The 11,709-nt window shown below is 63.5% G+C and carries 11 protein-coding genes; 7 read left to right on the forward strand and 4 right to left on the reverse strand.

Annotation, left to right across the window (positions count from 1 at the left end; translation table 11 throughout):
- Positions 1-4 precede the first annotated feature (4 nt).
- A complete protein-coding gene (cysN, locus tag E8F12_RS22180) occupies positions 5-1,906 on the forward strand; it encodes a sulfate adenylyltransferase subunit CysN (protein WP_280327330.1) in 1,902 nt (633 codons plus the stop codon).
- A gap of 90 nt (positions 1,907-1,996) precedes the next feature.
- On the opposite strand, the gene E8F12_RS22185 is transcribed toward cysN, so the two are convergent.
- On the reverse strand, positions 1,997-2,437 hold the full coding sequence (locus E8F12_RS22185; protein ID WP_280290828.1) for a DUF1043 family protein: 441 nt from the start codon (positions 2,435-2,437) through the stop codon (positions 1,997-1,999).
- Between the two features lie 126 nt (positions 2,438-2,563).
- On the opposite strand from E8F12_RS22185, the gene E8F12_RS22190 reads away from it, so the two are divergent.
- The 3 genes from E8F12_RS22190 (at position 2,564) to zapE (ending at position 5,762) form a co-directional block, all read left to right on the forward strand.
- Positions 2,564-3,193: an alpha/beta fold hydrolase gene (locus E8F12_RS22190; RefSeq protein WP_280327331.1), complete on the forward strand. Its 630-nt coding sequence runs from the start codon at positions 2,564-2,566 to the stop codon at positions 3,191-3,193.
- A 29-nt stretch (positions 3,194-3,222) separates the two neighbouring features.
- Positions 3,223-4,572 (forward strand): tryptophan--tRNA ligase, encoded by a 1,350-nt coding sequence (locus E8F12_RS22195; protein WP_280327332.1) that lies wholly within the window; start codon positions 3,223-3,225, stop codon positions 4,570-4,572.
- 95 nt (positions 4,573-4,667) lie between these two features.
- The gene (gene zapE, locus E8F12_RS22200) at positions 4,668-5,762 is read left to right on the forward strand and encodes a cell division protein ZapE (RefSeq protein ID WP_280327333.1); all 1,095 of its coding nucleotides are present in this window, start codon (positions 4,668-4,670) and stop codon (positions 5,760-5,762) included.
- 58 nt (positions 5,763-5,820) lie between these two features.
- Here zapE and E8F12_RS22205 read toward each other — a convergent pair whose 3' ends face one another.
- Positions 5,821-6,786: a hypothetical protein gene (locus tag E8F12_RS22205; RefSeq protein WP_280327334.1), complete on the reverse strand. Its 966-nt coding sequence runs from the start codon at positions 6,784-6,786 to the stop codon at positions 5,821-5,823.
- A 287-nt stretch (positions 6,787-7,073) separates the two neighbouring features.
- Positions 7,074-7,973 (reverse strand): GlxA family transcriptional regulator, encoded by a 900-nt coding sequence (locus E8F12_RS22210; RefSeq protein ID WP_280327625.1) that lies wholly within the window; start codon positions 7,971-7,973, stop codon positions 7,074-7,076.
- 248 nt (positions 7,974-8,221) lie between these two features.
- On the opposite strand from E8F12_RS22210, the gene E8F12_RS22215 reads away from it, so the two are divergent.
- On the forward strand, positions 8,222-9,361 hold the full coding sequence (locus E8F12_RS22215) for an acyl-CoA dehydrogenase family protein (RefSeq protein ID WP_280327335.1): 1,140 nt from the start codon (positions 8,222-8,224) through the stop codon (positions 9,359-9,361).
- Positions 9,362-9,409: 48 nt separating this feature from the next.
- Here E8F12_RS22215 and E8F12_RS22220 read toward each other — a convergent pair whose 3' ends face one another.
- Entirely contained in the window at positions 9,410-10,447 is a 1,038-nt protein-coding gene (locus E8F12_RS22220; protein WP_280327336.1) for an NADP(H)-dependent aldo-keto reductase, read from the reverse strand.
- A 276-nt stretch (positions 10,448-10,723) separates the two neighbouring features.
- Here E8F12_RS22220 and rplM point away from each other — a divergent pair, with 276 nt between their 5' ends.
- A complete protein-coding gene (gene rplM / locus E8F12_RS22225; RefSeq protein WP_016490991.1) occupies positions 10,724-11,152 on the forward strand; it encodes a 50S ribosomal protein L13 in 429 nt (142 codons plus the stop codon).
- Between the two features lie 14 nt (positions 11,153-11,166).
- Positions 11,167-11,559 (forward strand): 30S ribosomal protein S9, encoded by a 393-nt coding sequence (gene rpsI / locus E8F12_RS22230; protein ID WP_280290835.1) that lies wholly within the window; start codon positions 11,167-11,169, stop codon positions 11,557-11,559.
- Positions 11,560-11,709: the final 150 nt, after the last annotated feature.

An 11,709-nucleotide genomic window follows, 5' to 3' on the forward strand; every position in this document is an offset into this window, starting at 1 on the left:
CATCATGAGCCACCAATCCGATTTGATCAGCGAGGACATCCTCGCCTACCTGGCCCAGCACGAACGCAAGGAACTGCTGCGCTTCCTCACCTGCGGCAACGTCGACGACGGCAAGAGCACCCTGATCGGGCGCCTGCTGCACGACTCCAAGATGATCTATGAAGACCATCTGGAAGCCATCACCCGCGATTCGAAGAAAGTCGGCACCACCGGTGACGACGTCGACCTGGCGCTGCTGGTCGATGGCCTGCAGGCCGAGCGCGAGCAGGGCATCACCATCGATGTGGCGTACCGCTACTTCAGTACCGCCAAGCGCAAGTTCATCATCGCCGACACCCCCGGCCATGAGCAGTACACCCGCAACATGGCCACCGGTGCGTCGACCTGCGACCTGGCGATCATCCTCGTCGATGCCCGCTACGGCGTGCAGACCCAGACCCGCCGCCACAGCTACATCGCGTCGCTGCTGGGGATCAAGCACATCGTCGTCGCGGTCAACAAGATGGACCTGAAGGACTTCGATCAGGGCGTCTTCGAAGCGATCAAGGCCGACTACCTGCAGTTCGCCGAACGCATCAAGCTCAATCCCACGTCGATCCACTTCGTGCCGATGTCGGCGCTGAAGGGCGACAACGTGGTCAACAAGAGCGAGCGTTCGCCCTGGTACTCCGGTCAGTCGCTGATGGAGATCCTCGAGACCGTGGAAATCGCCGGCGACCGCAACGTCTCCGACATGCGCTTCCCGGTGCAGTACGTTAACCGCCCGAACCTCAATTTCCGCGGTTTCGCCGGCACCCTGGCCAGCGGCATCGTGCGCAAGGGCGACGACGTGGTGGCCCTGCCGTCGGGCAAGGGTAGCCGGGTCAAGTCCATCGTCACCTTCGAGGGCGAACTGGAACAGGCCGGCCCAGGCCAGGCCGTTACCCTGACCCTGGAAGACGAGATCGACGTCTCCCGCGGCGACATGCTGGTGCATGCCGACAACAGCCCGCAGATCACCGACAGCTTCAACGCGATGCTGGTGTGGATGTCCGAGGAGCCGATGCTCCCGGGCAAGAAGTACGACATCAAGCGCGCCACCAGCTATGTGCCGGGTTCGATCCCGAGCATCACCCACAAGGTGGATGTGAACACCCTCGAGGAAACCGCTGGCAGCAGCCTGCAGCTGAACGAGATCGCCAAGGTCAAGGTCAGCCTGGATGCGCCCATCGCCCTCGACGGTTATGAGCAGAACCGCACCACCGGCGCCTTCATCGTCATCGACCGCCTGACCAATGGCACCGTCGGCGCCGGCATGATCATCGCCGACCCGAAGGCCGGGCGAAACGTCGACGGCCACCATGGCCGTCAGGCCCACGTATCGCCTGAAGAGCGTGCTGCGCGCTTCGGCCAGCAGCCGGCTACCGTGCTGTTCAGTGGCCTTTCCGGCGCCGGCAAAAGCACCCTGGCCTACGCCGTGGAGCGCAAGCTGTTCGACATGGGCCGCGCCGTCTACGTGCTGGATGGCCAGAACCTGCGCCACGACCTGAACAAGGGCCTGCCGCAGGACCGCGCCGGTCGCACCGAGAACTGGCGTCGTGCCGCCCACGTCGCGCGCCAGTTCAACGAAGCCGGCCTAGTCACCGTGGCCGCTTTCGTCGCGCCGGATGCCGAAGGCCGTGAGCAGGCTAAAGCGCTGATCGGCGCCGAGCGCCTGATCACCGTCTATGTCCAGGCATCGCCGCAGGCCTGCCGCGAGCGTGACCCGCAAGGTCTCTACGCCGCCGGCCAGGACAACATTCCTGGCGAGTCCTTCCCCTTCGACATCCCGCTGGACGCCGACCTGGTGATCGACACCCAGTCCATCCCGGTGGAAGAGGGCGTCAAGCAGGTGCTCGACCTGCTCCGCAGCCGCGGCGCGATCTAAACGGCAAGGCAATAAAAAGCCCCGCATGCGCGGGGCTTTTTATTGGCCTGGATTCGGCCGGCCCGGTTGCCCGGGCCGGCCGCGAAGGCTTCAGTACTTGCCTTTGAGGCCGAAGGTCTCGTCCAGGGTGCCGGGCGCGTCCGGAGCCTTGGGGGCGTAGTCCTTGGGCGCTTCGTTGCTCTTCGGCGGAGTCAGGCGCTCGCGGGGGCTGGCGGCTTCGTCAGCGTGCAGGGCGGCCAGCAGGCGCTGGCGGGTTAGTTCGTCGAGGGCCAGGCGGCTGGCGCCCTCGGAGAGGTGCTCCTGCACTTCCTGGTAGCTCTGGGTGAGCTTCTTGACCAGGTTGGCGGTGGTGTTGAAGTGAGTGACCACCTCGCTCTGGTAGGTATCGAAACGTTCCTGCAAGTCATCCAGCTGGCGCTGCGTCCGGGTCGGGGCGGCATTGGGCACCAGGCGGGCGATCAGGAATCCGATGCCGATACCGGCGAGCAGGGCGAAGGCTGGTAACAACCAGACGGTGAGCGACTGTTCCACGAGTCCTTCCTCTATAAGCGGCTTTGCTTTACGTTAACGGCTCGAATCCGCGCTGTATACCGCGACGCAAGCCCTGTTGTGCTAATCCAAGACGAGTCGACCCGTCACGGGGTCACGGAGTTTCCCTTGTTGATCCGCGAAAACCCTCTTCTGCTCGATGGCCCCTGCGGCCAGCTCGAGGCGCTGCATCTCGATCTGCCCGAGGCCAAGGGCCTGGCGCTGATCTGCCATCCCAATCCGGTGCAAGGCGGCACCATGCTCAACAAGGTGGTCTCCACCCTGCAACGCACCGCCCGCGACGCCGGCTACAGCACCCTGCGCTTCAACTACCGCGGCGTCGGCGCCAGCGCCGGCAGCCATGACATGGGCATGGGCGAGGTGGACGACGCCGAAGCCGTGGCCCACTGGTTCCGTGCCCAGCGCCCGGAGCTGCCGCTGACCCTGTTCGGCTTTTCTTTCGGCGGTTTCGTCGCCGCCAGCCTGGCCGGCCGCCTGGAGCGTCAGGGCGTTCCGGTGCCGCGGCTGTTCATGGTCGCGCCGGCAGTGATGCGCATGACCGCGGACAATCCGTTGCCCGAGGGCGGCGAACTGGCGGTGATCCAGCCCGACGCCGACGAAGTCGTGCCCCCGCAGGCTGTGTACGACTGGTCCGCCGGCCTCGTGCGCCCCCATGAGCTGCTGAAAGTGGCAGAATGCGGGCACTTCTTCCACGGCAAGCTGACCGATCTCAAGGACCTGGTCCTGCCGCGTCTCTGATTCCGAACGAAGTCCGACAAGCGAACACCATGACCACTCGTATCCTCACCGGCATCACCACCACCGGCACGCCGCACCTCGGCAACTACGCGGGCGCCATTCGCCCGGCCATCGTTGCCAGCCGCGCCAGCGACGTCGATTCCTTCTACTTCCTGGCCGACTACCACGCCCTGATCAAGTGCGACGACCCGGCCCGCATCCAGCGTTCGCGCCTGGAAATCGCCGCCACCTGGCTGGCCTGCGGTCTGGATACCGACAAGGCGACCTTCTACCGCCAGTCCGACATTCCCGAGATCACCGAACTCACCTGGCTGCTCACCTGCGTCAGCGCCAAAGGCCTGCTCAACCGCGCCCACGCCTACAAGGCCTCGGTGGACAAGAACCTGGAGAACGGTGAAGACCCGGATGCCGGCGTCACCATGGGCCTGTACAGCTACCCGGTGCTGATGGCGGCGGACATCCTGATGTTCAACGCGCACAAGGTGCCGGTGGGCCGCGACCAGATCCAGCACGTGGAGATGGCCCGCGACATCGGCCAGCGTTTCAACCACCTGTTCGGCGCCGGCCGCGAGTTCTTCACCCTGCCGGAAGCGGTGATCGAGGAAGAAGTCGCCACCTTGCCCGGCCTCGACGGCCGCAAGATGTCCAAGAGCTACGACAACACCATCCCGCTGTTCGGCAGCGCCAAGCAACTGAAGGACGCCATCGCCCGGATCGTCACCGACTCGCGTGCGCCCGGCGAGCCGAAGGACCCGGACAACTCCCATCTGTTCACGCTTTACCAGGCTTTTGCCACCCCGGCTCAGCTCGCCGAGTTCCGCGCCGAACTCTTGGCCGGTCTGGCCTGGGGCGAGGCCAAGCAGCGCCTGTTCCAGTTGCTCGACAACGAGCTGGGCGAGGCCCGCGAGAAATACCACGCGCTGATCGAGCGTCCGGCCGACCTGGAGGACATCCTCCTCGCCGGCGCCGCCAAGGCCCGCAGGATCGCCACGCCTTTCCTCAACGAGCTGCGCGAGGCCGTGGGCCTGCGTTCCTTCCGCGCCAGCGCCCAGGGCGCCGGCGAGGCGAAGGCGAAGAAAGCGACCAAGAGCGCCCGCTTCGTCAGCTTCCGCGAAGACGACGGCAGCTTCCGCTTCCGCCTGCTGGACGCCGATGGCGAGCAGCTGCTGCTGTCCAGTGCCTTCGCCGACGGCAAGACGGCGGGGCAGGTCAGCAAGCGTCTGCAATCCGGCGACGAGCTGGATCTGCGGGTGGAGGGCGAGACCTTCGGCCTCTGGCTGGATGACGAGCAGGTGGCGACCAGCCCGGCCTTCGCCGACGCTGCCGCTCGCGATGCGGCCATCCAGCGCCTGTACGCGGCCCTCGCGCCCCAGGAATAACTGTCTTTCCAGCGGCCGGCGTTGCCGGCCAATTGCCAATCCACGGGGCAGGCTCTAAAGTACCTGCCCCGTTTTTCGTTGCCTTGCTATCGATCATGACCCCCCTAGAGCGCTACCAGGCCGATCTGAAGCGGCCGGACTTCTTCCACGATGCCGCGCAGGAAACTGCCGTTCGCCATTTGCAGCGCCTGTACGACGACCTGATCGCCGACGACCGCGGCAAGCCCGGGCTGCTCGGCAGCCTCTTCGGCAAGAAGCGTCAGGGCCCGGTCAAGGGCCTGTACTTCTGGGGCGGTGTTGGCCGCGGCAAGACCTACCTGGTGGATACCTTCTACGACGCGCTGCCCTTCAAGCAGAAGATGCGTACCCACTTCCACCGCTTCATGAAGCGCGTCCACGAGGAGATGAAGACCCTCAAGGGCGAGAAGAACCCGCTGACCATCATCGGCAAGCGGTTCGCCGATGAAGCCCGGGTGATCTGTTTCGACGAATTTTTCGTCTCCGACATTACCGATGCCATGATCCTGGCCACGCTCCTGGAAGAGCTGTTCAAGAACGGCGTCAGCCTGGTGGCGACGTCCAACATCGTTCCCGACGGCCTCTACAAGGATGGCCTGCAGCGCGCGCGCTTCCTGCCGGCCATCGCCCTGCTCAAGGAGCACACCGAGATCGTCAACGTCGACAGCGGCGTCGACTACCGCCTGCGCGCCCTGGAGCAGGCCGAGCTGTTCCACCATCCGCTGGACGCCGAGGCCGAGGCCAGCCTGAGCAGGAGCTTCAAGAGCCTGTTGCCGGACTGCACCATGTCCCAGGAGAACGAGGTCCTGATGATCGAGAACCGCGAGATCCGTGCCGTGCGCGTCTGCGAGGACGTCGCCTGGTTCGAGTTCCGCGAGCTTTGCGACGGTCCGCGCAGCCAGAACGACTACATCGAGCTGGGCAAGATTTTCCACGCCGTGATCCTCGCCAACGTCGAGCAGATGAGCGTGGCCAAGGACGACATGGCGCGTCGCTTCATCAATCTGGTGGACGAGTTCTACGACCGCAACGTCAAGCTGATCATCTCCGCCGAGGTGGAGCTGAAAGACCTCTACAGCGGCGGTCGGCTGAATTTCGAGTTCCAGCGTACCCTGAGCCGGTTGCTGGAAATGCAGTCCCACGAGTTCCTCTCCAGGCCTCACAAGCCCTGAGACACGCACAAGAAAAAGGCTGCCCGAGGGCAGCCTTTTTCGTTCCCGGCGGGCGCGTTCAGTTCTGCGCCAGCTTCTGCTCCCATTGTTTCAGCAGCTTCTGCGCATGGGCCACTTCCAGGGCTTCCATGGCGTTGACCGGCTTGATCGATACCGCCTTCTTCAGGTGTTCAAGCACTTTGGCCTCTTCGTCCTCGCCGTAGACGTAGACCAGGGCGTTGGCGTACTCGTAGTGGCCGATGGGCAGGTCGCTGGTGGCCTTGAAAGAGCGGGCGAAGAACTGCTCCATCTTGTCCGGGCTGACCCCGTAGGTCATCTTGCCCACCAGTTTTCCGACCCGGCGGATCACGCCAGCCTCGTAGCCGCCGTAGAGGGCGAGGGCAAAGGGCTGCTGCGGTTGCTTCTTCAGCAGGGCGTCCAGTTCCTCGGGAATCTGGCTGGTGTAGCCGCGCTTCAGCACCACCGGCACCGGCAGTTCCTCGCCCAGGCGGGCCTTGGCATAGGCGCGGCCGAACTGGGCGGCGACGTCGGCCTTGACCAGGTCACCGGCCTCGTCGGTGTAGCGGATCACCTCTTCCAGCAGGCGATGCTTCTCGGCCTGGTCCGGCACGACGAACAGGGCATAGACCACCTGGGCGAACATCGCCGGGACCTGCCCGCCGACGCCCAGGGCGAGCCCCTGCTTCTTGGCCTTGGCGAAGTCGCCGCGGAACATCAGGCGCCAGACATCCTGCAGTTTGGCCGCGTACGCCTCGGCTTCTTCCGGGTTGCCGGTGAAGCCGGTGTTGCTGGTCACGGTCAGCTCCAGGGCCTTGGGATACTTCGTGGCCATGGTCACCACCCAATCGGCGTCCGGATAGGGGTAGTCGGGGCCGAAACCGCGGGTCAGGCGTGGCCAGGCCTCGCGCAGCTTGTCGCCGGAATAGTCATAGGCGGCCTGGTCGTAGGGGAAGGGTTTCCAGTTGTCGTCCGCCACAGCGGTAAGGCTGCAGACGGCCAGCAGGGCAAGCAGGTAGCGGCGCATGGCGATGGACCTTTTCTTGTTGTCGTCCGTCCACGCCGGGGCTGGCGTGGGCTCTGGGCGTCCCGTTCGGGCATGGGCCGATCATAGGGCGGTGCGGGCGTTGGCCAACCTATCCTTGGGATGGCCGCGCCAAACTGTGTGAAAACTGCTGCGATCGGTTATGCGGTGTTGAAAACCGCCTCGGGCGCGAGTCCGATCAAAATGCTCATTTACAACAGGTAAACCGCGCTTTATCGGCTGTTTTCGCCTTGAATAAGCTTCGCTCGCGACGTTCTCACCCGGCTTGGTCACTCGCCTTTCTGCTGGTACTGGCGGCGGTACTGATTGGGGGAGAGTTGGGTGTGCTGACGAAACAGGCGGGCGAAGAAGCTGGCGTCGTCGTAACCCACTTCGTAACTGATGGTCTTGATGCTCTTGCGGGTGGAGGAGAGCAGGCCCTTGGCCGTTTCGATGCGTAACCGCTGCAGGTAGTGCAGAGGCTTGTCGCCGGTGGCGGCCTGGAAGCGGCGCATGAAATTGCGGATGCTCATGCCGTGCTCGCGCGCCACATCCTCAAAGCGGAACTTGTCGGCGAAGTGCTCTTCCAGCCATTGCTGGATCTGCAGGATGGTCATGTCGTGGTGCAGCTTCTGTCCGCCGAATCCGATGCGGCCCGGGGTGTAGCTGCGTTGCACCTCGTAGAGGATGTCGCGGGATACCGCCTGGGCGATGCCGGCGCCGCAGAAGCGCTCGATCAGGTAGATGTAGAGGTCGCAGGCCGAGGTGACGCCGCCGGCGCAATATAGATTGTCGGCATCCGACAGGTGCTTGTCCTGGTTCAGCAGCACCCTGGGGAAGCGTTCGGCGAACTCGCTGAAGAAGCGCCAGTAGGTGGTCGCCTCCTTGCCGTCCAGCAGGCCGGCCTGGGCCATCCAGAACACCCCGCTGGCCTCGCCGCAGATGACGCTGCCGGCCGCGTGGCGTTCGCGCAGCCAGCTGCACACCTGTGGATAGCGGACGCGCAGGGTATCGAAGTCGCCCCAGAAGGTCGGGAGTATGATGATCTGTGCGTCATCCAGCGGACCGTCGACGGGGATGCGCACGTCGCTGAAGCTTTCCACCGGCAGGCCATCCGGGCTCACCAGGCGGGTCTGGAAGGCCGGTGTGAGGCCTTTGCCCTGCAGCTTGCCGAAGCGCAGGCTGGCCATGTGAAAGAAGTCCTTGGCTTGCATCAGGGTGGAGGCGAAGACGCCTTCGATGGCGAGGATGCTGACCTGTCGAAGGTTGGGGGACTGCGAGTTGCTCATGAGTTTGTTCTTATTAGGGGAAAGCGGTCATTCGGTGGCTGAATCGTCTTATTTTTTGTCCTAAGTGTCCAGTATGGCCGAAGAGGGGACTGGCCTAGAGTCGGTTGCCTCCGAACCCACACGACCCACGTGTCATTCAAGGTGATGCCATGATCCCGAGAACCCTGTTCAGCTCCGACCACGAACTCTTTCGCGACAGTGTGCGCAAGTTCCTCGAGCAGGAGGCGGTGCCGTATCACCAGCAGTGGGAAAAGGACGGCCACATCGACCGCACGCTGTGGAACAAGGCCGGCGAGGCCGGCATGCTCTGTTCGCACATCCCCGAGGAGTACGGCGGCATGGGCGCGGACTTCCTCTACAGCGCAGTGGTGATCGAAGAGATCGGCCGCCTCGGCCTGACCGGTATCGGTTTCTCGTTGCACTCCGACATAGTCGCTCCTTACATCCTCCACTACGGTTCCGAAGCCCAGAAGCAGAAGTACCTGCCCAAGCTGGTCAGTGGTGAGCTGGTGACGGCCATCGCCATGACCGAGCCCGGAGCCGGCTCGGACCTGCAGGGGGTGAAGACCACCGCAGTGCTGGATGGCGACGAGTACGTCATCAACGGCTCCAAGACCTTCATCACCAACGGTTTACTGGCCGATCTGGTGATAGTGGTGGCCAAGACCGATCCCAAGGCGGGCGCCAAGGGCACCAGCCTGTTCCTGGTGGAGGCGGACACGCCCGGATTCGCCAAGGGCAAGCGCCTGGAGAAGGTGGGGATGAAGGCCCAGGACACCGCCGAGCTGTTCTTCCAGGACGTGCGCGTTCCCAGGGAAAACCTGCTGGGCCAGGCTGGCATGGGCTTCGCCTACCTGATGCAGGAGCTGCCCCAGGAGCGCCTGACAGTGGGCGTCGGCGCCCTGGCCTCGGCCGAGGCGGCGTTGAACTGGACCCTGGACTACACCCGTGAGCGCAAGGCGTTCGGCAAGTCCATCGCCGAGTTCCAGAACACCCGCTTCAAGCTGGCGGAGATGGCCACCGAGATCCAGGTCGGCCGCGTCTTCGTCGACCGCTGCCTGGAGCTGCATCTGCAAGGCAAGTTGGATGTGCCCACTGCGGCGATGCTCAAGTACTGGGGCACCGATCTGCAATGCAAGGTGCTCGACGAGTGCGTGCAGCTGCACGGCGGCTACGGCTTCATGTGGGAGTACGCAGTGGCTCGCGCCTGGGCGGATGCGCGGGTGCAGCGGATCTATGCCGGCACCAACGAGATCATGAAGGAGATCATCGCCCGCTCCCTGGTCTGAGTCCGCGATGAATGAAAGAAGCCCGGCTTTGGCCGGGCTTCTTCGTTCTCAGGGCGCCGGGTTCGGCTGGTCCTTGTGGATGGCGGCTATGCCTTCCAGCACATCTTCGGAAAGCTTCAGCTCGGTGCTGCGCAGGTTCGCCTCCAACTGCTCCAGGGAGGTGGCGCCGATGATGTTGCTGGTCACGAAGGGTTGCGCTGTGACGAAGGCCAGGGCCATCTGTGCCGGATCCAGGCCGTGCTCCCGTGCCAGTTGCACGTAGCGTGAGCAGGCCGCCTGGGACTGCGGGTTGGTATAGCGCGTGAAACGGCTGAACAGGGTGATCCGCGCGTTGGCCGGGCGCGCGCCGTTCTCGTACTTGCCGGAGAGCATGCCGAAGGCCATGGGCGAATAGGCCAGCAGACCACATTGCTCGCGGATCGCCACCTCGGCCAGGCCCACTTCGAAGGTGCGGTTGAGCAGGTTGTAGGGATTCTGGATCGATACGGCACGGGGCAGGCCGAGCTGCTCGGCGAGCTGGAGGAACTTCATGGTGCCCCAGGGTGTTTCGTTGGACAGCCCGATATGGCGGATCTTTCCGGCCTTGACCTGCTCGCCGAGGACTTCGAGGGTTTCCTGCAGCGGGGTGAAGTCCTGCTCCTGGTGCTGGTAGCCGAGTTGGCCGAAGAAGTTGGTGCTGCGCTCGGGCCAGTGCAACTGGTAGAGGTCGATCCAGTCGGTCTGCAGGCGTTCGAGGCTGGCGTCCAGGGCTGCGGTGATGTGCTGGCGATTGTGCTTGAGAGCGCCGCCGCGGATATGGCTGATGCCGTTGCCGGGCCCGGCAACCTTGCTCGCGAGGATCCAGTCGGAGCGATCGCCGCGCTTGGCGAACCAGTTACCGATGATGCTCTCGGTGGCGCCGTAGGTCTCCGCCCTCGGAGGTACGGGATACATCTCCGCCGCGTCCATGAAGTTGATCCCGTAGGCCTTGGCGCGCTCGATCTGGGCGAACGCCTGGGCTTCGGTGTTCTGCTCGCCCCAGGTCATGGTGCCCAGGCAAAGGCGGCTGACCTTGAGGTCGGTGCGGCCCAATTGGCGGTATTCCATCGCTGCCTCCTTGGTTTAAGTGAAAGGATGCATGAAATCAGGTTGAAATTTTTCCTGCAATCGGCATAATTCCGCGGCTTTCTTCGCGGGGATGCCTAGCTCGCGGAGGAGGAAGGCGGGGATGCCTAGCCTGCCGAAAGAACCTTTGCCGTAGCGGACGCGCTGACCCGAGCCCCCGATAGCGTCTGTTTCCGGCTGCCTTGGTCTTGCCAGGGCGAGCACTATTCAGTAAGATCCGCCGTCTTATTTTCAGGGCGGCCCCTGAGGCTATAGCGAATGAAGACTTTTACTGCAAAACCGGAAACTGTTAAGCGCGACTGGTACGTCGTCGACGCTGCAGGTCAGACCCTGGGTCGTCTGGCCACCGAAATTGCCAGCCGTCTGCGTGGCAAGCACAAGCCGGAATACACCCCTCACGTTGACACCGGCGACTACATCGTCGTGATCAATGCCGAGCAGGTACGTGTTACTGGTGCCAAGACCACCGACAAGATGTACTACTCGCACTCCGGTTTCCCGGGTGGCATCAAGGAAATCAACTTCGAGAAGCTGATTGCCAAGGCCCCCGAGCGCGTGATCGAGACCGCGGTCAAAGGCATGCTGCCGAAGAACCCGCTGGGCCGCGACATGTATCGCAAGCTGAAGGTGTACAAGGGTGCTGTTCACCCGCACACCGCTCAGCAGCCCCAAGAACTGAAGATTTAACGGGATAGTTCATTATGTCGGCGACTCAAAACTACGGCACTGGCCGTCGTAAGACTGCTACCGCTCGCGTCTTCCTGCGTCCGGGTACTGGCAAGATTTCCATCAACAATCGCACCCTGGATACCTTCTTCGGTCGCGAAACCGCTCGCATGGTCGTGCGTCAGCCGCTGGAGCTGACCCAGACCGTCGAGAAGTTCGACATCTACGTCACCGTCGTTGGCGGTGGTGTGAGCGGTCAAGCCGGTGCTATCCGTCACGGTATCACCCGCGCCCTGATCGAGTACGACGAAACCCTGCGCAGCCCGCTGCGCAAGGCCGGCTACGTGACTCGCGATGCTCGCGAAGTTGAACGTAAGAAAGTCGGTCTGCGTAAAGCGCGTAAGCGTCCGCAGTACTCCAAGCGTTAATTCGACGCTTGCAAAAAACGCCCAGTTTCTTCGGAGCTGGGCGTTTTTTTATGCGCTGAAAAGTTATGCCCTGCGACAGCTTGTCGCACGCCCAGATCCCCCGCCATTCAAGGCTTTCGGCCAATTTGTATCCGGCTATTACCTTGTCAG

This window comes from Pseudomonas sp. BN102, assembly GCF_029871245.1.
GTDB lineage: Bacteria > Pseudomonadota > Gammaproteobacteria > Pseudomonadales > Pseudomonadaceae > Metapseudomonas.